This is a genomic window from Marivivens donghaensis, assembly GCF_011806565.1.
Classification (GTDB): domain Bacteria; phylum Pseudomonadota; class Alphaproteobacteria; order Rhodobacterales; family Rhodobacteraceae; genus Marivivens; species Marivivens donghaensis_A.
In genome coordinates this window covers 215,011-233,573 of the sequence record NZ_JAATOP010000006.1, presented here as the reverse complement: position 1 = coordinate 233,573, position 18,563 = coordinate 215,011, and the positions used below count along the sequence as shown (strand labels likewise).

The 18,563-nt window shown below is 60.7% G+C and carries 20 protein-coding genes and 1 pseudogene; 11 read left to right on the top strand and 10 right to left on the bottom strand.

The genetic code is table 11. The features are described from left to right. The 3 genes and pseudogenes from pstC to HCZ30_RS11090 all read right to left on the bottom strand — a co-directional run. Positions 1-669: pseudogene (gene pstC, locus HCZ30_RS11100) on the bottom strand (phosphate ABC transporter permease subunit PstC); the annotation flags it as partial. A gap of 167 nt (positions 670-836) precedes the next feature. Next, positions 837-1,874: a substrate-binding domain-containing protein gene (locus tag HCZ30_RS11095; RefSeq protein ID WP_167638353.1), complete on the bottom strand. Its 1,038-nt coding sequence runs from the start codon at positions 1,872-1,874 to the stop codon at positions 837-839. Positions 1,875-2,001: 127 nt separating this feature from the next. After that, entirely contained in the window at positions 2,002-3,039 is a 1,038-nt protein-coding gene (locus tag HCZ30_RS11090) for an ATP-binding protein (RefSeq protein ID WP_167638352.1), read from the bottom strand. A gap of 155 nt (positions 3,040-3,194) precedes the next feature. Between HCZ30_RS11090 and HCZ30_RS11085 the strand changes: the two genes are divergently transcribed. Continuing rightward, positions 3,195-3,569 carry a hypothetical protein gene (locus tag HCZ30_RS11085; RefSeq protein WP_167638351.1) on the top strand — a complete coding sequence of 125 codons (375 nt, stop codon included), beginning with the start codon at positions 3,195-3,197 and terminating at the stop codon, positions 3,567-3,569. On the opposite strand, the gene HCZ30_RS11080 is transcribed toward HCZ30_RS11085, so the two are convergent. The 3 genes from HCZ30_RS11080 to HCZ30_RS11070 are packed head-to-tail and all read right to left on the bottom strand — an operon-like array spanning position 3,566 to position 5,619. Then, entirely contained in the window at positions 3,566-4,087 is a 522-nt protein-coding gene (locus HCZ30_RS11080; protein ID WP_167638350.1) for a gamma carbonic anhydrase family protein, read from the bottom strand. The genes HCZ30_RS11085 and HCZ30_RS11080 overlap by 4 nt on opposite strands. Further along, complete coding sequence (gene gmk, locus HCZ30_RS11075) at positions 4,084-4,719, bottom strand: guanylate kinase (protein WP_167638368.1); 636 nt, start codon at positions 4,717-4,719, stop codon at positions 4,084-4,086. Before gmk ends, HCZ30_RS11080 begins: the two co-directional genes overlap by 4 nt. Before the next feature lie 12 nt (positions 4,720-4,731). Next, positions 4,732-5,619, bottom strand: a complete 888-nt coding sequence (locus HCZ30_RS11070) for a YicC/YloC family endoribonuclease (protein ID WP_348640375.1) — start codon at positions 5,617-5,619, stop codon at positions 4,732-4,734. A gap of 147 nt (positions 5,620-5,766) precedes the next feature. Between HCZ30_RS11070 and HCZ30_RS11065 the strand changes: the two genes are divergently transcribed. Continuing rightward, positions 5,767-6,345: a PAS domain-containing protein gene (locus HCZ30_RS11065; RefSeq protein WP_167638349.1), complete on the top strand. Its 579-nt coding sequence runs from the start codon at positions 5,767-5,769 to the stop codon at positions 6,343-6,345. Between the two features lie 3 nt (positions 6,346-6,348). Here HCZ30_RS11065 and HCZ30_RS11060 read toward each other — a convergent pair whose 3' ends face one another. Continuing rightward, positions 6,349-7,719, bottom strand: coding sequence for a class II 3-deoxy-7-phosphoheptulonate synthase (locus tag HCZ30_RS11060; protein WP_167638348.1), 1,371 nt, complete (start codon positions 7,717-7,719; stop codon positions 6,349-6,351). Positions 7,720-7,940: 221 nt separating this feature from the next. Here HCZ30_RS11060 and HCZ30_RS11055 point away from each other — a divergent pair, with 221 nt between their 5' ends. From HCZ30_RS11055 to HCZ30_RS11015, 9 genes are all read left to right on the top strand, one after another. Continuing rightward, positions 7,941-8,936 (top strand): GlxA family transcriptional regulator, encoded by a 996-nt coding sequence (locus HCZ30_RS11055; RefSeq protein WP_167638347.1) that lies wholly within the window; start codon positions 7,941-7,943, stop codon positions 8,934-8,936. Between the two features lie 159 nt (positions 8,937-9,095). Further along, complete coding sequence (locus tag HCZ30_RS11050) at positions 9,096-10,271, top strand: ABC transporter substrate-binding protein (RefSeq protein ID WP_167638346.1); 1,176 nt, start codon at positions 9,096-9,098, stop codon at positions 10,269-10,271. 93 nt (positions 10,272-10,364) lie between these two features. Beyond that, the gene (locus HCZ30_RS11045; RefSeq protein ID WP_167638345.1) at positions 10,365-11,147 is read left to right on the top strand and encodes an ABC transporter ATP-binding protein; all 783 of its coding nucleotides are present in this window, start codon (positions 10,365-10,367) and stop codon (positions 11,145-11,147) included. Beyond that, complete coding sequence (locus HCZ30_RS11040) at positions 11,144-11,635, top strand: hypothetical protein (RefSeq protein WP_167638344.1); 492 nt, start codon at positions 11,144-11,146, stop codon at positions 11,633-11,635. Before HCZ30_RS11045 ends, HCZ30_RS11040 begins: the two co-directional genes overlap by 4 nt. A 71-nt stretch (positions 11,636-11,706) precedes the next feature. Next, a complete protein-coding gene (locus tag HCZ30_RS11035) occupies positions 11,707-12,420 on the top strand; it encodes an ABC transporter ATP-binding protein (RefSeq protein ID WP_167638343.1) in 714 nt (237 codons plus the stop codon). A 1-nt stretch (position 12,421) separates the two neighbouring features. Then, positions 12,422-13,432 (top strand): branched-chain amino acid ABC transporter permease, encoded by a 1,011-nt coding sequence (locus HCZ30_RS11030; protein ID WP_167638342.1) that lies wholly within the window; start codon positions 12,422-12,424, stop codon positions 13,430-13,432. Next, positions 13,429-14,751: a branched-chain amino acid ABC transporter permease gene (locus HCZ30_RS11025; protein ID WP_167638341.1), complete on the top strand. Its 1,323-nt coding sequence runs from the start codon at positions 13,429-13,431 to the stop codon at positions 14,749-14,751. The genes HCZ30_RS11030 and HCZ30_RS11025 overlap by 4 nt, the downstream gene beginning before the upstream one ends. A gap of 126 nt (positions 14,752-14,877) precedes the next feature. Then, positions 14,878-15,498: a MarC family protein gene (locus tag HCZ30_RS11020; protein WP_167638340.1), complete on the top strand. Its 621-nt coding sequence runs from the start codon at positions 14,878-14,880 to the stop codon at positions 15,496-15,498. A 34-nt stretch (positions 15,499-15,532) separates the two neighbouring features. Next, a complete protein-coding gene (locus tag HCZ30_RS11015; protein ID WP_246212753.1) occupies positions 15,533-16,093 on the top strand; it encodes a retropepsin-like aspartic protease family protein in 561 nt (186 codons plus the stop codon). Here HCZ30_RS11015 and HCZ30_RS11010 read toward each other — a convergent pair. The 3 genes from HCZ30_RS11010 to HCZ30_RS11000 are packed head-to-tail and all read right to left on the bottom strand — an operon-like array spanning position 16,090 to position 18,525. After that, on the bottom strand, positions 16,090-16,557 hold the full coding sequence (locus HCZ30_RS11010) for a GFA family protein (protein WP_167638338.1): 468 nt from the start codon (positions 16,555-16,557) through the stop codon (positions 16,090-16,092). The two genes, HCZ30_RS11015 and HCZ30_RS11010, sit on opposite strands and share 4 nt — an antisense overlap. A gap of 36 nt (positions 16,558-16,593) precedes the next feature. Then, complete coding sequence (locus tag HCZ30_RS11005) at positions 16,594-17,052, bottom strand: DNA polymerase III subunit chi (RefSeq protein WP_167638337.1); 459 nt, start codon at positions 17,050-17,052, stop codon at positions 16,594-16,596. A gap of 3 nt (positions 17,053-17,055) precedes the next feature. Further along, a complete protein-coding gene (locus tag HCZ30_RS11000) occupies positions 17,056-18,525 on the bottom strand; it encodes a leucyl aminopeptidase (RefSeq protein WP_167638336.1) in 1,470 nt (489 codons plus the stop codon). Positions 18,526-18,563 lie beyond the last annotated feature (38 nt).

Sequence of the window (18,563 nt, the reverse complement as noted above, 5' to 3'; positions counted from 1 at the left end):
AAGCACCACGATCATGGTCTCACCGATGGCGCGCGAGGCGGCCAGCAGGATGGCACCCACGATACCCGGCAATGCTGCGGGGAAAACGACCTTGCGGATGGTTTCCGATTTCGTCGCGCCAAGGCCCAGCGAGCCGTCGCGCAGCGATTGCGGAACCGAATTGATGATGTCGTCGGACAGCGAGGACACGAACGGGATCAGCATGATGCCCATGACGAGGCCCGCGGTGATGGCAGCGTCGGCGCTGCCCATCCAAGTGACGCCCAGTGCGCCGCCTTCACCGAAGGCCGATTTCAGCATCGGGCCGACAGTGACCAGCGCGAAAAGGCCGTAAACGATGGTCGGGATGCCTGCGAGCACTTCGAGCAGCGGCTTGGCGATCGAACGGACCGGACGGGAGGCGTATTCAGCGAGGTAGAGCGCGGCGAACAGACCGATCGGAACGGCCACGGCCAGTGCGATAAGCGAGATGTAGAGCGTACCCCATGCGAGCGGCAGGATGCCCAGCTCGCCGCCACCACGGAAGTTCGGCGCCCAAGTGGTGCCGAAGAAGAAGTCCGCTGCGGGGTAGATGCGGAAAAACTGGAGGGTGTTTCCGAAAAGCGAGACGATGATCCCGACCGTGGTCAGAATGGCGATTGTCGCGCAGCCGATGAGGAGAAAACGAACGCCGGCCTCAGTCTGCCGGCGGGTACTGCGAGTACGGAGGCCCTTCTGAACGCCGCGTACTGCAAGCACGACGGCAACGATGGCCACGATAATCCAAACGAGAGTCATAACGGCTCCGGCGTATTAGGGTTGGGCAAGGGGTAATCCCCTTGCCCAGAGATAGGTGGTTACTGACCCATCATGACGCGGTTGGCAACGTTCTCTTGGGTCTGGGCCAGTTCCGGATCCGAAACGAGACCGTAAGCTGCCAGCGGGCCGTCGGGGCCAGCGAGTTCGTCAGCTACGAAGAAGGTTGCGTATTCCTGGAGGCCCGGGATGACGTCGAGGTGTGCACCTTTGACGTAGAAGAACAGCGGGCGCGATACCGGGTAGTCACCCGAAGCGATGGTCTCGGTCGACGGAGCAACGTCCGACATGGTCGCTACTTTGAGCTTGTCGGTGTTGTTTTCGTAGAACGAGAGACCGAAGACGCCGAGGCCGTTCGAGTCAGCTTCGATACGAGCGAGGGTTTCGGTGTAGTCGCCGTCGATGTCGGTCGACAGACCGTCGGTGCGAACAGCCATACATGCTTCTTCAGCTGCGTCTTCGTCGCCGCCGTTGATTTCGAGGATGGCTTCCATAGCGCCCGAGTCTTCACAACCCTGCAGCAGAACCTTCTCTTCGAAGACTTCGCGGGTGCCGTGCTTGGTGCCCGGGATGAAGGCAGCGATCGGAGCGTCCGGCAGGTCGCCGTTGACTTCGTTCCAGTTGGTGTTCGGGTTGGCAACCATGGCGCCGTCTACCGGCAGTTCAGCGGCCAGTGCGTTGTACCAGTCAGCCGGTACGAAAGCGTCGAAAGCCGGACCGTTGATGTCCGAAGCGAAGACGATGCCGTCATAACCGATGCGGACTTCGAGGATGTCGGTGACGCCGTTTTCGGCGCAGGTTGCAATTTCGCTGTCCTTGATGGCGCGCGAAGCGTTTGCAACGTCGATGGTCTCTTCGCCAACGCCTTCACAGAAAGCGCGCAGACCAGCGGACGAACCACCCGATTCAACAACGGGGGTCGGGAAATCAGTGTTTTCACCGAATGCCTCAGCAACGATCGAAGCGTAGGGCAGAACGGTCGACGAACCAGCAACCTGGACGTTGTCACGCGCGGTAGCTGCGGTGGCCGAAATGGCAGCGATGGCCAGAGCGGAAGCGGTGAGCTTGTAGAACGACATTAATCAATCTCCTGAGTGTCGGGCTTGTCGTTTGTGTTCGACTTGCCCGCTCCGTCTATGGGTCGAGCAATGCGCTTTTGTGACACTAATGTAAGACTTTTATGACAGTCGTCGAATTGTCGGCAAATTACTGCGTCGGGAGCAGGATTTCGAAGGTAGACCCCTCGCCTTCCTTGCTGCGAATGACCAGTTTTCCGCGGTGGCGAACGGCAATATGTTTAACGATTGCAAGGCCTAAGCCTGTTCCGCCCACTTCGCGCGAGCGGTGACGGTCCACGCGGTAGAAACGTTCGGTCAAACGCGGAATATGATAGGATGCAATGCCCTCGCCGTAGTCTGTGACACTTACTGTGACACCGGTGGCGCGCAATTGTGACAGCTGAGTCGGTTCCGATATGACGATATCGACGTTCTTTTCCCGCCCGCCGTATTTGATCGCGTTCTCGACCAGATTGTTGAACACCTGACGGAGCTGATCGGCGTCGGCGGGCACCATCACGGGCTGCGCAGGTTTGGTCAGATTGAGCGTGACCTTGTTATTGTCGGCAACGGGCTGGATGGCGTTCACACAGGTTTCCATCACCTGCGCGATGTCGATCATCGTGCTCGGACGAATGCGCTCGTCCTCTTCCACGCGGGACAGGTGCAGCAGGTCCTGAACGAGGTGCGCCATGCGCCCCGCTTCGGATTCCATGATGCCGAGGAAACGGTCCTGCACGTTGGGGTCGTTCTTGGCCGGGCCGCGCAGGGTCTCGATAAAGCCCATGAGCGAGGTCAGCGGCGTGCGCAGTTCGTGACTGACATTGGCGACGAAATCGCGGCGCATTTCATTCGCGGTCTCGATATCCGTGCGATCCTCGAACGTAATCATCGCGCAATCACCGTCGGGCAGCGATACCGGCGCGATGTGGGCGGCGTAGACATAATCACGACCACCGTCGCGGAGCATGTGACGGACAGAGCTTTTGCGGCTCTTCATCAGCGCGCCTTCGATCCCCTCCAGCATGTCGGGCGCACGCAGAATGGTGATCACCGGACGGTCCACGCAGTCGTTCTTGAGCAGATCGCGCGCGGGCTGGTTGGCAGCAACGATGCGTTCGTCGGGCCGCACCAGCAAAGCAGGCAACGGCATCGCGTTCACAAAGTTGATCTGAATCGGGGTCATATCAATCATGTCTCTTGAGTAGAGCGGCACGCATCACCAAAACAAGATCGTTTCCTCCCCCATAATGGTGATTATTCAGCCACCAATACTGCGAGATATTGTGAAACCCGTAAGACAACTGCCTGGATGGTGGCAGAAATATCGAGGGAAATCACATGGGTGCTATCGGATTACTCAGCGCAGACACGCCCGCGACCGCAGTGAAGATGCTTGTCATCGGCAGCCGCGATGTGTGGCCGAACCACGACACGAGCGATGACGGGTTCAACTTTGTCGATTACCGTTCGTTCTCGGCAGAGATGCTGGAACAGTTCAAACCGGACATGGTGATGTCGCTGCTGTTCGGCACGGGGTTCGATGCCATGGACATTGCTGCCAAACTGTTCGAGTTCGGCTTTGCAGGCCCCTACCGTGCGCTTTGCGCGAACCTTCCCAACCCCGCGCTTGTGAAACGCGAGATTTCGCAGGTCGCGCCGCTGTTGGATTTCGATCTGGTGTCGCTGCCGGCGGTCGCCCGCATGATCCATTAACCGACGGGTTTCAGCCCGTTCTTGAAACGCTGCGCGTTGGCCTGATAGCGCCGCGCGGAGTCGGTGATCCGCGCGATTGTTTCCTCGTCCAACTGGCGGACGACCTTACCCGGTGCGCCCATCACGAGGCTACCGTCGGGGATGACCTTATTTTCGGTGATCAAGGCCCCTGCCCCGATCAGGCAGTTCTTGCCGACCACAGCGCCGTTCATCACCATCGCGCCCATGCCGATCAGCGTGTTGTCACCGATGGTGCAGCCATGAAGCAGTGCCTTGTGACCGATGGTGCAGTTCTCGCCAATCGTCAGCGGGTAGCCCATGTCGGTGTGGAAAACTGCGTTTTCCTGAACGTTGCTGCCCTTACCCACGGTGAGGCGTTCGTTGTCGCCCCGCAGCGTGCAGCCGAACCAGACGGAGCTGCCCTCCATCAAAGTCACCTTGCCGATCAGGTTCGCGTCGTCCGCAACCCATACGTCATCAGCGATTTCGGGGGCGTGGCCGTCCAGCTCAAAGATCATCGTTCCTCGAATTCCTTGTTCAGGCCGCGCACGAATTCGTTCAGTCCGGGGCGGCGGTCAGCGCGAGCGCGTTCGGCGGTGAGGATGGTTTTCAACTCTTCCTCGGCGGCGTCCACGTCCTCGTTCACGATAACATAGTCGTATTCGGCCCAGTGGCTGATTTCATCGCGGCTTTTCGCCATACGGCCCGCAATCACCTCTTCGCTGTCCTGCGCACGGCCGCGCAGACGCGATTCCAGATCAGCGATGGAGGGCGGCAGGATGAAGATGGACACCACGTCTTTGCCGAGCGCGGAGCGGCGGATCTGCTGACCGCCCTGCCAGTCGATGTCGAACAGCGTGTCGCGCCCTTCGGTCATGGCGAGTTCCACGGGACCGCGCGGGGTGCCGTAGTAGTTGCCGAAGACCTCTGCGTGTTCGAGCATCTGGTTGGTTTTCACCAGTTCCTCGAAGTCTTCCTTGGTCTTAAAGTAGTACTCGCGGCCGTCCTCTTCACCGGAGCGCGGCGCGCGGGTGGTGGCGGAGACCGAAAACTTCAGCGTCGGGTCCCATGCCATCAGTCGTTTGGCGAGGGTCGATTTGCCGGCACCCGAGGGGGACGACAGGATAATGAGAAGCCCGCGGCGCTGGATCTCGGTCATGGTTCACTCCACGTTCTGGATTTGCTCGCGCATCTGTTCGATAACGGCCTTCAGTTCAAGCCCTACTTGCGTCAATCCGGTCGCTTGTGACTTGGAACAGAGAGTGTTGACCTCGCGGTTGAACTCCTGCGCGAGGAAATCGAGCTTGCGGCCAGCCGGCGCCGGATCGGAAATGAGCGCGCGGGCGGCGGCAACGTGGGCCTTCAGGCGGTCGAGTTCCTCGGTCACGTCCTGTTTGACGGCGATGATCGCGAGTTCTTGCGCAAGGCGGCTTTTGTCCACCTCCGCGTCGTCCATGATGCGCTGGAGGGCGGCTTTGAAGTTCTCGCGTACTTCGGGGCGGCGTTTTTCGGCAGCGTCCTGAGCATCGGTGATCAGCGCCTCGATACGGTCCAGTTGTTCGGAGATGACAGCGTGGAGCGCAGCGCCTTCGGCGGCGCGCATTTCGGCAAATTCATCAAGCAGCGGCGCAAGATCGGCGAGGACGTGCTTTTTCAGCGCATCGGCATCCTCTTCGGCGCGGGTGTTGGTCCAGACGCCGCGGGTTTGCAGGATTTCGGCGGTAGAGGGCTTTTCGACCTGTACGCCCTTGGCCTTGGCGCGGACGGTGATCGTTTCCAGCGCGTTCAGAACAGTGTCCAGCGCCCATTCGTCGAGGTAGAGCGAGCGTTCGCTCTCGTCACGGGTCAGGCGCATGTTCACGGTAATGTTGCCGCGCGCGAACCGTTTGGAAATTTCTGCGCGCACGGTCTGTTCCAGCCCGTCGATCCCGTCGGGCATCCGCAGACGCATGTCGAGGCCGCGCCCGTTGACGCTGCGAATATCCCACGTCCATTGAACATTTTCGTCGGCGCCGCTGCGGCTGGCGAAGGCAGTCATGGAACGGATCACGGGCTACTCCTTGGCGGTTTGGCGCAGATAAAAGCAAAGCGTCATGCGCTGCAACCCGCTTACCGCATTAACCTATTTACCTTTTATTAAGTGATTGGCGGCACATGGTGGCTTAACAGCTTGGTAATGTTTTTGAGGAAGATGTTTATGACGACCGAAACCGCTAATGTGTCCATCCTTGATCTCTTGCGTAAATACTGGAGCGAGCTGCGCCAGACCGACACGCTCCCTGCCCGCACCAAAATCGACCCCGTGCAGATCGACGATGCGCTGCCGTCTTCGTTCATTCTGGAGCGTGCGGACGACGGACCCGCGCATCTGAGGGTGTCTGGTCAGCGGATCAGCGAGATGGTGGGGTTCGATACGCGCGGGCTTCCGTTGCCGCATCTGTTCGATGCGCCGAACCGTCAGCGGATCTGGGATCTGAGCGATACGTGCCTTGCCGCGCCAGCGGTCATCACATTGGGGATCGAGGCGAAAGCGGCCAATGGTGTTGGACGAGTTTCGGGCCGTATGGTGTTGATGCCATTGGCAGATTCCGACGGAACGGTGAACCGTGCGCTGGGCGGGTTCGAGCTGCACAGCGCATTGCCGATCGCCGCCGAGTGCCTGATCGTGCCGAGCAGCGCCGCGCCGAAGATCGAGTACCTCACCGAAATGCCGTCGATCAAAGAAAGAAAGCCGGCCCCAAGGCCGGCTCTCCGTCTCGTTGTCGATAATACCTGACGGTTACTGGCCTGCGGCGCGGGCCAGTCCTTCGCGGCGGGACGACAGTTCTTCTGCCACGAGGAACGCCAGTTCCAGCGACTGCGATGCGTTCAGACGCGGGTCGCAGGCGGTGTGGTAGCGGTCGCTCAGGTCTTCGTCGGTGACAGCGCGGACACCGCCGGTGCATTCGGTCACGTCCTTGCCGGTCATCTCGAAGTGGACGCCGCCCGGGATCGTGCCTTCGGCGTTGTGGACACCGAAGAAGTCGCGGACTTCGCGCAGGACGCTGTCGAACGGACGGGTTTTGTAGCCGGTCGACGACTTGATGGTGTTGCCGTGCATCGGGTCACAGGTCCAGACGACGTTCGCGCCCTCTTCCTGAACGGCCTTGATGAGGCGCGGCAGGTGTTCGCCAACGTTGCCTGCACCGAAACGCGCGATGAGGGTCAAACGGCCCGCTTCGTTGTTCGGGTTCAGCGTGTTCATCAGCGACTTGAGGTGGCCAGTGGTCATCGACGGGCCGCACTTCAGACCGATCGGGTTCTGGACGCCCTTGCAGAATTCGACGTGTGCGCCGTCGGGCTGACGGGTGCGGTCGCCGATCCAGATCATGTGGCCCGAACCCGCGAGCCACTTGCCCGAGGTCGAGTCCAGACGGCACAGGGCCTCTTCGTATTCCAGAAGCAGTGCTTCGTGGCTGGTGTAGAAGTCCACGGTCTGCATGGCGTGGCTGGCTTCGTCGCGGATGCCAGCGGCTTCCATGAAGTCCAGCGTGTCGCTGATGCGGTTGGCCAGCTCGCGGTAGCGTTCTGCTTCCGGCGATGCGGTGAAGCCGAGGGTCCATGCGTGGACCTTGTGGACGTCAGCGTAACCGCCGGTCGAGAACGCACGCAGCAGGTTCAGCGTGGCTGCGGCCTGCGTGTAGGCTTGCAGCATACGGTCGGCGTCGGGGATACGGGCTTCGGGCGTGAAGTCGAAGCCGTTGACGATGTCACCGCGGTAGCTGGGCAGTTCCACGCCGCTGATGGTTTCGGTCGGCGCCGAACGCGGCTTGGCCATCTGGCCCGCCATGCGGCCGACTTTGACGACGGGCACTTTGGCGCCGTAAGTCAGGACCATCGCCATTTGCAGCATCACCTTGAAGGTGTCGCGGATGTTGTCGGCGCTGAATTCGGCAAAGCTCTCTGCACAGTCGCCGCCCTGAAGAAGGAACGCGTCGCCGCGCGAGACAGCTGCCAGTTTATCGCGGAGACGGCGCGCCTCGCCCGCAAAGACCAAGGGCGGATAGCTTGCAAGCTTCGCTTCTACAGCGTTCAGCTTTGCCCCGTCCGTATACTCGGGCATCTGAACTCTGGGCTTGTTGCGCCAGTCAGATTTCTGCCACTCGGTCATTTTATTGCTCCATAATCTCTACTTTAGCGTACCGTGTTACGTGATTAGCGGTAACGGCATTGCGTTTATAAAGGCGTGACCCGTTTGAGCAATAAGCAAATAGCCATTCCGCTATAAGTAGTAATGAATTGCTCAATGGGATTTGCTTATGGCACGCCCCCTTGCGAAAGTTTTGTAAAAGTAGTTGAGGTTTGGACGAAACTGCGCTGACTGGGTGGCACATGGACTTAGAAATTCAAATCGTCGACGTCGACGCACCGGCAAAGCCTCGCCGCTTTGTATTCGTGTTGCTCGACCAGTTTACTTTGCTGCCCTTTGCCAGCTCTATCGAGTGCCTGCGCATCGCGAACCGTATGAGTGAAAAGAAACTTTACGAGTGGGTGATTGCCGGAGACGGCGGTGAATTCGTCACCTGTTCGAACGGTGTGGAGTTCAAACTTCAGGCCGATCTGGACGAGCTGCTGCGCGATGACACCATCATGGTGTGCGGCGGTATCAAGGTGCAGTCCGCCACCAACCGCCGCATCGTCAACTGGCTGCGCCGCGAGGCGCGCCGCGGCGTTGTCGTGGGCGGTCTGTGTACGGCGGCCTATACGCTAGCGAAGTCCGGCCTGCTGGATGGCAAGCGCGCGACGATCCACTGGGAGAATCACGACAGCTTCTCCGAGGAGTTCGACGAGGTCGATCTGACCAAGTCGGTGTTCGTCGTGGATGGCAACCGTCTGACCGCTGCGGGCGGTACCGCGTCGCTCGACCTGATGCTCAAGATCATCGCCGACGACCACGGCGAGGAACTGGCGAATGCCGTGGCTGACCAGCTGATCTATTCGTCGATCCGCACCGACCAGGACACCCAACGTCTGTCCATTCCGACCCGCATCGGTGTGCGTCACCCGAAGCTGAGCAAGGTGATCCAGATGATGGAAAGCAACATCGAGGACCCGATCAGCCCTGCCCTGCTGGCCAAGGAAGTCGGCATGTCCACGCGCCAGCTCGAACGCCTGTTCCGCCGCTACCTCGCGCGGTCGCCGAAGCGTTATTATATGGAGCTTCGCCTCCAGAAAGCGCGCAACCTGCTGATGCAGACGGACATGAGTGTGATCAACGTGGCGCTGGCCTGCGGATTCGCGTCGCCGTCGCATTTCTCGAAGTGTTACCGCGCCCATTACGAAACCACTCCCTATCGCGAGCGCGGCAGCCACGGCAGGAAGGCCTGAGTCGTTTTCGGCATTTGAACTGTCGCGTTTGTAGGCAAAAGGCAAAAAGGCGGGCAATCGCCCAGTTTCGGGGCAAAGTTCCGTTAGAGCGCACTTTTCTTTTCTTAAGCGGCGTTCTAGCCTCATAAACGGATAAGATCATCCGATAGGGAGATAATTATGAAAAAACTGATGCTGGCCACCGCAGCCGCTGCACTCTTCGCAGGCGCTGCTTCGGCAGATGACATCAAGATGGGTGTGATCCTCGGCTTCACCGGCCCGATCGAATCCCTCACCCCCGACATGGCTGCTGGCGCTGAGCTGGCGATGAAGGAAGTTTCCGACTCCGGCAAGCTTCTGGGCGGTTCGACCGTCACGCCGATCCGCAAGGACTCGACCTGCATCGACTCGTCCGCTGCCGTCACCGCTGCTGAAGAACTGATCGCCGAAGGCGTGTCGGGCATCTTCGGTGCTGACTGTTCGGGCGTCACCGGCGCTATCCTGACCAACGTCGCTGTTCCGAACGGCATGGTCATGGTTTCGCCCTCGGCAACCTCGCCGGGTCTGTCGACCGCAGAAGACAACGGTCTGTTCTTCCGCACCGCGCCGTCGGATGCCCGTCAGGGTGTCGTCATGGCCGAGCTGCTGATGGAACAAGGCGTTGAATCGGTCGCTCTGACCTACATCAACTCGGACTACGGCAAGGGCCTCGCTGACAGCTTCCAGGCTGCTTACGAAGAGCTCGGCGGTTCGGTAACCATTTCGGCTGCACACGACGCAGGCAAAGGCGACTACTCGGCTGAAGTCGCGGCTCTCGCAGCTGCTGGCGGCGACCGTCTCGTAGTCGCTGGCTACGTTGACCAGGGCGGCGGCGACATCGTTCGCGCTTCGCTCGACGCTGGCGCATTCGACATGTTCCACTTCCCCGACGGCATGATCGGCGACGCACTGCCGGCAGCTTTCGGCACCGAGATCGAAGGTTCGTATGGTCAGGCTCCGGGTTCGGACAACCCTGGCTACCAGGCGTTCGTTCAGTTGGCGACCGACTTCAACGGCGAAGGCACCTACGCTTCGGAATCGTATGACGCGGCTGCTCTGATGCTGCTCGCCATGCAGGCTGCAAACAGCACCGATCCGTCGGTCTACAAAGACTACATCGAAACCGTTGCGAACGCTCCGGGCGAGCCGATCATGCCGGGCGACCTTGGTCGCGCGCTGGACATCCTCGCTTCGGGTGGTGACGTCGACCTCATCGGCGCAACCGGCGTCGAGCTGGTCGACGGCGGCGAAGCTGCCGGTTCGTACCGCGTTGTCACCTTCACGGACGGCGAGATGGTTACCGACAGCTACCGCTAATCGGTCATCTTTGCTATTTGGCGGCGCGGGGATTTATTCTCCGCGCCGTTTTCCATAATTGAGCGCAAACAATGCGTCGCCCCGGGGACTGATATGATTGTCGTTGAAAACCTCCATAAGCACTTCGGAGGGTTCCACGCTGTTGATGGAGCCAGCCTGCAAATCGAAAAAGGCACGATCACGGGACTGATCGGACCGAACGGTGCAGGCAAAACCACCCTGTTCAATGTTATCGCCGGTGTTCTGCCGCCGACCAGTGGCCGCGTCACGATGGATGGCGAGGATATCACCGGTCTGCCGCCGCACGAATTGTTCGGCAAGGGCTTGCTGCGCACGTTCCAGATCGCGCACGAATTCCACTCGATGACCGTTCGCGAGAACCTGATGATGGTGCCCGCCGGTCAGACCGGCGAAACGCTCTGGAACACGTGGTTCGGCCGCAAGCGTATCGCGGACGAAGAGCGCGCCCTGCGTGCGAAGGCCGACGAGGTGCTCGAATTCCTGACCATCAGTCATCTGGCGGACGAAAAGGCCGGCAATATGTCGGGCGGTCAGAAAAAGCTGCTCGAACTGGGCCGCACGATGATGGTCGACGCCAAGATCGTGTTCCTCGACGAGGTTGGCGCGGGCGTGAACCGTACCCTGCTGATGACCATCGGTGACACGATCCTCCAGCTCAACAAAGAGCGCGGCTACACCTTTGTCGTCATCGAGCACGACATGGACTTCATCGGCAAGATCTGCGGTCCGGTCATCTGTATGGCCGAAGGCAAGAAGCTGGCCGAAGGCTCACTCGAAGAGATCAAGTCGAACGAGCAGGTGATCGAGGCTTACCTCGGCACCGGTCTGAAGAACAAAGACAAGGTCGGCGCATGAAGGCGCTGATCACATCGGCGCTTTTGCTGGCGACAGGTGCGGCGCAAGCCGACTGCGTGACGCTGGCCGAAACGTTCGAGGTCTGCGATCTTGAAGGCACCACCGACGCGGGCATGGAAGATAACTTCTATTTCATGGAAGTCGAAGACGCGCGCATTCATGCTGTCGGCCTGCCTGTCATGGACGGCATCGCGACCGAAATGGATGTGCTAGGCCAAGAGGCTTACGGCTTTACCGCCATGCGCCCCAATACTCAGGTGTTCGAGATCCTGGATGCGCAGAAGCTTGATTGCGCCGCGCCCAGCCGAGTGATCGCCTACCGCGCAGACGGTCTGATGGCGGTTTACACCATCTACACGGTTCAGGACCGCTACGTTCTTTTCATGTCCAACGGCGCAAACGGCGATACGCCGCTTGCCGAACATGACCAGCTCATCAGCCAGTTCGGAGACCGGAACGGCCTGCGCAAGGATTGCGACATTGGCTGACCGTTTCCCCCGTTTCCAGAATTCGCACGCCGTATGCGTGCCAAACACCCTTGTACGAGAGTGTCACACTCATGACTGAACCATTCCTCATCGGAGATACGATGACCGGCGGTTACGGCCGTGGTCCCGATATCCTCCATTCCTGCACCATTGCCGTGAACCCCGGTGAAATCGCTGTCATCGTCGGCCCGAACGGCGCCGGCAAATCGACCGCGATGAAGGCGGTTTTCGGGATGCTCAATGTCCGCAGCGGCTCTGTCCGTCTGGACGGCGAGGACATCACCACCCTGACCCCGCAAGAGCGCGTGCTGAAAGGCATGGGCTTCGTGCCGCAGGTCCGCAACATCTTCCCGTCGATGACTGTTGAAGAGAACCTCGAAATGGGGGCCTTCATCCGCACCGACAATTTCAAGGACACGATGGAGCAGGTCTACAGCCTCTTCCCGATCCTGCGCGACAAGCGTTACCAAGCCGCGGGCGAGCTTTCGGGCGGTCAGCGTCAGCAGGTGGCCGTGGGCCGTGCGCTGATGACCCAGCCCCGTGTTCTGCTGCTCGATGAGCCGACCGCAGGTGTGTCGCCCGTCGTCATGGACGAGCTTTTCGACCGCATCATCGAAGTTAGCCGGACAGGGATGCCGATCCTCATGGTCGAACAGAACGCCAAGCAGGCGCTCGAAATCGCGGACCGCGCCTATGTGCTGGTTCAAGGCGCCAATGCTCACACCGGAACGGGTCAGGAAATGCTGAACGACCCCGTCGTCCGCCGCTCGTTCCTTGGAGGCTGAGATGGATTTTCTCAACGCTCTGGTCATGCTGACCAACTTCATCATCATTCCGGCGACCACCTACGGCGCACAGCTCGCGCTGGGTGCACTGGGCGTGACGCTGATCTATTCGATCCTGCGGTTCTCGAACTTCGCGCACGGCGACACGATGGCGCTTGGTACTGTCGTCACCATCGGCATCACCGCGCTGTTCCAGTCGTGGGGCATCACGCTCGGCCCGCTGCCGACCGCCCTGCTCGCCCTGCCCTTCGCCATCATCGTCACCTCGCTGGTGATGATCGGCACCGATCAGGTCGTCTATAAGTTCTACCGCGCGAAAAAAGCCGCGCCGATCGTGTTCGTCATGGCTTCGCTGGGCGTCATGTTCATGACCAACGGCGTGATCCGCTTCCTCGCGGGCGTGAAGGACATCAACTTCACCGATGGCGAGCGTTTCCTGATCCAAGCGCGCGCATTCAAGGAATGGTCGGGCCTCGACCAACCGCTGGCGCTGCGGACCACGCAGGCGCTGACCGTCGTTGTGGCTGTCATCGTCGTAGCTTGGCTGTTCTGGTTCCTCAACCGCACCCGCACGGGTAAATCCATGCGCGCCTATTCGGATAACGAGGATCTGGCGCTGCTGTCGGGTATCAACCCGAACCGCGTGGTCATGGTGACGTGGCTGATCGTCGGCATCCTGACCACTACGGCAGGTGTGCTTTACGGCCTCGATAAGAGCTATTCGCCCTTCACCTACTTCCAGCTCCTGCTGCCGACCTTCGCCGCTGCCATCGTCGGAGGTCTGGGTAGCCCGCTGGGCGCCATCGCTGGCGGCTTCGTCGTCGCCTATTCGGAGGTCGTCGTAACCTACGTCTGGCGCGCGGTTGCAGGATATGTCCTGCCCGATAGCCTCCAGCCCGAGGGCCTCCTCCAGCTGCTTTCGACCGACTACAAAATTGCGGTGAGCTTCACGATCCTCGTCATCGTGCTGCTGTTCAAGCCCACCGGCATCTTCAAAGGACAATCGGTATGAGCCAGTCCAACCGTGTGATCTTTTACTTCGCCCTCGTCGCGATCCTGTTCCTGCTCGAAGGTCTGACCAACTTCTGGATCTTCACCGGAAGCTGGGACACCTCGGTCTCCATCCTCAACATGGCGCTGGTCTCGGCTGTCATGGCGCTGGGTGTAAACCTGCAATGGGGCTACGCGGGCCTCTTTAACGTCGGCATCATGGGCTTCACCGCTCTGGGCGGCCTCGCGGTCGTCATCACCTCCATGCAGCCCGTGGGCGAAGCATGGGAGGCCGGCGGCGCGCGCGTTCTGGCGGGCCTGCTGATCGGTGCGCTGACCATTGGCCTGACCATCATGCTCCGCACCAAACTGCCCAAGGGCAACGCCCGCGCGGTTTTCACCATCGTGGTACTGGTCGGCGGCTTCTTCATCTACCGTTCGGTCTTCGATCCGGGCGTGGAAGCGATTGAAGCAGTGAACCCCTCAGTCGCAGGTTACCTTGGTGGTCTGGGCTTACCGGTGCTGCTGTCGTGGCCCGTGGGCGGCCTGCTCGCCGCTGGTGCAGCTTGGATCATCGGCAAGACCGCCTTGGGCCTGCGTTCGGACTACCTGGCCATCGCGACCCTCGGTATCGCCGAGATTATCGTCGCCGTGATCAAGAACGAAGGCTGGCTGTCCCGCGGCGCGAAGAACGTCAACGGCCTGCCCCGTCCCGTTCCGAACCCTGTAGACCTGCAAGCCGATCCGGCCTTCATCGAAGCCGCCGCCAACTTCGGCCTCGGCCCTGTCGAAGCCTCGACGCTCTACATCAAACTCGGCTACGCGCTGCTGTTCACCGCTGTGCTGGTCATCGTCCTGATCCTCGCCCAGCTGGCCCGCCACTCTCCGTGGGGCCGCATGATGCGCGCGATCCGTGACAATGAAACCGCAGCCCGCGCCATGGGCAAGAACGTCACCGCGCGCCACCTGCAAATCTTCATCCTCGGCTCCGCGATCTGCGGCATCGCCGGTGCGATGATGACCACGCTGGACGGCCAGCTGGTGCCGACCACCTACAACCCGCTGCGCTTCACCTTCCTCATCTGGGTGATGGTGATCGTCGGAGGCTCGGGCAACAACATCGGCTCGCTCCTCGGCGCGTTCCTGATCTGGTGGCTTTACGTCAAGGTCGAACCGATGGGCCAATGGCTCGCGCAGATCTCCACCGCTGGGCTCGATCCGAACAACTGGTTTGCGGTCCGCATGACAGACGCCGCGCCGCATATGCGCCTCTTCACTATGGGCCTCATCCTGCTCTTGGTGCTGCGGTTCAACCCGCGCGGCCTTGTCCCCGAAAAATAAGAACTCCAAGGGCCGCCACGCGCGGCCCTTTCTTCATTCTGACCCAAATACCTCGGGGGAGCGGCGCAGCCGCGGGGGCAGCGCCCCCTCTTGCCCGAGTGGTCAAAAGCGTTATAGCTCACGCCTATGAATGAATTGATTACAGCCTTCACCACGCTCTTCGTGATTATCGACCCCATCGGTCTTGCGCCGCTCTTTGTCGCGATGACGGCGGGCATGTCCGACGGCAAGCGCCGCGCCATCGGCCTGCGCGCTTGCGTCATCGCGTTTGCGATCCTGTGTATCTTCGCGTTCTTCGGCGAGGCTGTGCTCGGCTTCATCGGCATCGGTCTGCCCGCATTCCGCATCTCGGGCGGAATCCTGCTGTTCCTCACCGCGCTTGAGATGCTGTTCCAGAAGCGTCAGGCCCGCCGCGAAAACAATGCAGAGGACGCGCATGAGGACCACGGCGACGATCCGTCGGTCTTCCCGATTGCCATCCCGCTGATCGCCGGTCCGGGAGCCATCGCGACGATGATCCTTCTGATGGACCGCGCCGAAGGATTTGCGGGCTCGATTTCGATCATCGCCGTGCTGGCTCTCGTGCTGGCGATTGTCTTCGTCCTCTTCCTAATTTCGGGCTCGCTGGAGCGCATCTTGGGCAAGGTCGGCGTCAACGTCGTGACCCGCCTGCTTGGCCTTTTGCTGGCCGCGCTCGCGATCCAGTTCATTCTTGATGGACTCAGGTCTTTCGGTCTGGCTGTTTAATCCTAAATATAGATGCATGAGCCAAAACGAGATCATGCGTCTGACATACTTGGGACTGATCGTCATCGCCGTGCTGATCGGCGTGCTGGCGACTTCGCGCGGGCGCTTCGGCCAGGTCGCGCGAAACTTCGGGATCTGGGCGGTGATTATCGGCGGCCTGACCTTTGCGGTCGGCACCTATCAGGGCGCGGGCTTCATGCCCTTCCAGACCCAAGCCGAATTGCAGGATGGCCGGATCGAGCTGACCATGCAGCGCGATGGCCATTACTACCTTACCGCTTTGGTGAATGGCGTGCCGATCGAGTTCGTGGTCGACACCGGCGCGAGCCATGTCGTACTCACCGAAGAGGACGCTAAACGCCTTGGGTTTAAATCGGATGATCTGCGGTTCGTTGGCTCCGCCACCACGGCGAACGGCATCGTACAGACGGCCCCTGTGCGGCTGGAGACGGTCGAACTCGGCCCCATCCTCGACCGTAACGTCCGTGCAGTTGTCAACGGCGGCCCGATGCGGGACTCGCTGCTGGGCATGAGCTATCTGTCGCGCTTTGAGAAGATCGAGATCACCCGCGGGCGGCTGATCCTCACTCGTTAACGGTTTACCTTGAACTGCTTGTTCGTCAGGCGCGCGCGCTCGAAATTCTCGGTATCCTCGATCAAGTTATGCGCGGGCACTTCGGAGCATTGCGCCAGTTGGTCGAGCTTGGACTCGTTGCCCAAAGTGAAGCGGATTTCGATGTCATGCGGATCGTCGAACGCGGCGAGCGCGAGAAACTGGTAGGTGCGGCTGACGCGCGAGAAATAGAGCGTCGTACCGCAGTCACTACAGAACCCGCGCCCGACGCCTTGGGAACTGCTGAATGTGTTCGGAAGGCCCTTGGTCCACGTCAGTGCCGGATTAGCGACACCAACCCAGCCCATCGCCATCCCGCCAGAGGCGCGTTGGCACATCCTGCAAAAGCAGATGTGAGCGTTATCCAGCAATTGCGAGGTGCGAAAACGCACTGCTCCGCACTGGCAGCCACCCGTGTAGAGCGGCAGTTCGGATTTTCGAGACATACCGCCTCCGCACAGATTAAGTTTATTTCACCTCAGTCAGGATTCCGCCTTCTTGACCCAGCGGTGGCCTTCCTGCGCCCAATATTGAGCCGTGCAGCCCGCTCCGGTCAGCGCCTTCCATTGTTCTCGTGCTTGCTGGATTTCGTCGCCAATTGTGGCGTCGAAAACGACCATCGCGCGCTCTAAACCTTCAACCTCTTCGGGGGCGATCTTAGCCCCGTGAACCGCCACGACGCAAGTCGGGTTATTCTTACGGTTGTGTGATGAGGTCAGAAGGATCGGCTGCCGTGCATCGTGTTTTCCGCCTTCAACGCCGTGGGGCAGAAATCCGTCGTCGGCTCCGCCCCAGAGTTTCGTGTCGAGTTCCTTGAGGCGGTCGGTATCGGTGCCGCGCACTTCGATGCGCCATCCTGCGTCCAAAGCCTTGCCGAGCAGAAGCGGCAAGGCTTCCTCCAGCGGGCTTTCGGTCAGGTGGTAGAAGAACGCGGCACCCATGTCTTACGCCTCGAAACGGTCGCGGATCAGACGGTCGAGCGCACGCACGCCCCAGCCCGTCGCGCCCTTGGGATGCAGCGGACCGTCGGCTTTTTTCGACGCAACGCCGGCAATATCGAGGTGGATCCACGGGGTCTCCGGCTTCACGAAACGCTGGAGGAACTGGGCCGCAGTGATCGAGCCACCCTCACGGCCGCCGACGTTCTTCATGTCCGCGATGTTCGACTTCAGCAGTGCGTCGTAACCGTCGCCCAGCGGCATCCGCCATGCGCCCTCGTCCTCAACCTTGGCAGCGGCGAGGAAATCGCCCGCTAGTTCGTCGTTGTTCGAGAAGACGCCCGCGTTTTCCGAACCCAGCGCGATGATGATCGCACCCGTCAGCGTGGCGAGGTTGATCATCGCGGTCGGTTGGAACCGTTCCTGCGCGTACCACATGACGTCCGCCAGCACGAGGCGACCTTCGGCGTCGGTGTTGATGATTTCAACGGTGTCGCCCTTCATCGAGGCCACAACGTCACCCGGACGGGTCGCATTGCTGCCCGGCATGTTCTCAACAAGACCAACGAGGCCGACGACGTTCGCCTTGGCTCCCCGGGTCGCGATGGCTTTCATGACGCCCGAAACAACGCCAGCGCCGCCCATGTCCATGGTCATATCTTCCATGCCCGCAGCGGGCTTGAGGCTGATGCCGCCGGTGTCGAAGACAACGCCCTTACCGACCAGCGCGAACGGAGCTTCATCACCGCCGCCGTTCCACTTCATCACGACGACCTTCGACGGGCTGGCGGAGCCTTGGCCCACGGCGAGCAGCGTGCGCATACCAAGCTCGTGCAGCTTGTCTTCTTCGAGGACTTCAACTTCGACGCCCAGTGCGCTGAGTTCTTGCAGTTTTTCAGCGAATGTCGTGGTGGTTAGGATGTTCGCGGGCGCGTTCACCAGATCGCGGGTGAAGAACACGCCGTCGGCCACACCAGCCATCGGTGCGAAGGCTTCGGACGCTGCATTCACGTCTTTCACCGCCACGCGGACGTTGGCGGGCGCGGTCTTCTCGCCGGTTTTCTGGTCCTCATAGGCGTAGGTGCGCAGCGCCATGCCGTACGCCACGTCGGCGACGTTCTTCAGCGATGCGCCAAGAACCAACGCGCCCTTGCAACCCAGCGAGCGGGCAATCGCGCCGCCTGCCTTGCGCGCTGCGGTGGCGGAGGCGTTGCGCTCCAGCTTCACCACGAGGACGCTCTCGGTCTCCATCCCGAAGGGGTACGCGATCTCCGCGACCTCGCCCGATTTCATGCCTTCGAAACGGTCGGACTCCACCAGACGGCTCAGCGCTTTGCGGGTGAGCGAATTCACCTTGCGCGCCGCGATGTCCAGCTTGCCGTCGCTGCCGGCAAAGACGACGACGACGCGCTCTTCTTCGGCTCCGAGGGTATCAAGCTGCGGTTCGACAAATTCGATAGCAATGGGGTTGGTCATGAAATCTCCTGAGTGTGTTTGAGCAATTGGTAGCTTGC

Excerpts from the sequence above, each read along its gene's own strand:
- HCZ30_RS11095 (WP_167638353.1), bottom strand. The coding sequence starts at position 1,874 with ATGTCGTTCTACAAGCTCACCGCTTCCGCTCTGGCCATCGCTGCCATT.
- HCZ30_RS11090 (WP_167638352.1), bottom strand. The coding sequence starts at position 3,039 with ATGACCCCGATTCAGATCAACTTTGTGAACGCGATGCCGTTGCCTGCT.
- HCZ30_RS11085 (WP_167638351.1), top strand. The coding sequence starts at position 3,195 with ATGGGTGCTATCGGATTACTCAGCGCAGACACGCCCGCGACCGCAGTG.
- HCZ30_RS11080 (WP_167638350.1), bottom strand. The coding sequence starts at position 4,087 with ATGATCTTTGAGCTGGACGGCCACGCCCCCGAAATCGCTGATGACGTA.
- HCZ30_RS11065 (WP_167638349.1), top strand. The coding sequence starts at position 5,767 with ATGACGACCGAAACCGCTAATGTGTCCATCCTTGATCTCTTGCGTAAA.
- HCZ30_RS11060 (WP_167638348.1), bottom strand. The coding sequence starts at position 7,719 with ATGACCGAGTGGCAGAAATCTGACTGGCGCAACAAGCCCAGAGTTCAG.
- HCZ30_RS11055 (WP_167638347.1), top strand. The coding sequence starts at position 7,941 with ATGGACTTAGAAATTCAAATCGTCGACGTCGACGCACCGGCAAAGCCT.
- HCZ30_RS11050 (WP_167638346.1), top strand. The coding sequence starts at position 9,096 with ATGAAAAAACTGATGCTGGCCACCGCAGCCGCTGCACTCTTCGCAGGC.
- HCZ30_RS11045 (WP_167638345.1), top strand. The coding sequence starts at position 10,365 with ATGATTGTCGTTGAAAACCTCCATAAGCACTTCGGAGGGTTCCACGCT.
- HCZ30_RS11040 (WP_167638344.1), top strand. The coding sequence starts at position 11,144 with ATGAAGGCGCTGATCACATCGGCGCTTTTGCTGGCGACAGGTGCGGCG.
- HCZ30_RS11035 (WP_167638343.1), top strand. The coding sequence starts at position 11,707 with ATGACTGAACCATTCCTCATCGGAGATACGATGACCGGCGGTTACGGC.
- HCZ30_RS11030 (WP_167638342.1), top strand. The coding sequence starts at position 12,422 with ATGGATTTTCTCAACGCTCTGGTCATGCTGACCAACTTCATCATCATT.
- HCZ30_RS11025 (WP_167638341.1), top strand. The coding sequence starts at position 13,429 with ATGAGCCAGTCCAACCGTGTGATCTTTTACTTCGCCCTCGTCGCGATC.
- HCZ30_RS11020 (WP_167638340.1), top strand. The coding sequence starts at position 14,878 with ATGAATGAATTGATTACAGCCTTCACCACGCTCTTCGTGATTATCGAC.
- HCZ30_RS11015 (WP_246212753.1), top strand. The coding sequence starts at position 15,533 with ATGCGTCTGACATACTTGGGACTGATCGTCATCGCCGTGCTGATCGGC.
- HCZ30_RS11010 (WP_167638338.1), bottom strand. The coding sequence starts at position 16,557 with ATGTCTCGAAAATCCGAACTGCCGCTCTACACGGGTGGCTGCCAGTGC.
- HCZ30_RS11005 (WP_167638337.1), bottom strand. The coding sequence starts at position 17,052 with ATGGGTGCCGCGTTCTTCTACCACCTGACCGAAAGCCCGCTGGAGGAA.
- HCZ30_RS11000 (WP_167638336.1), bottom strand. The coding sequence starts at position 18,525 with ATGACCAACCCCATTGCTATCGAATTTGTCGAACCGCAGCTTGATACC.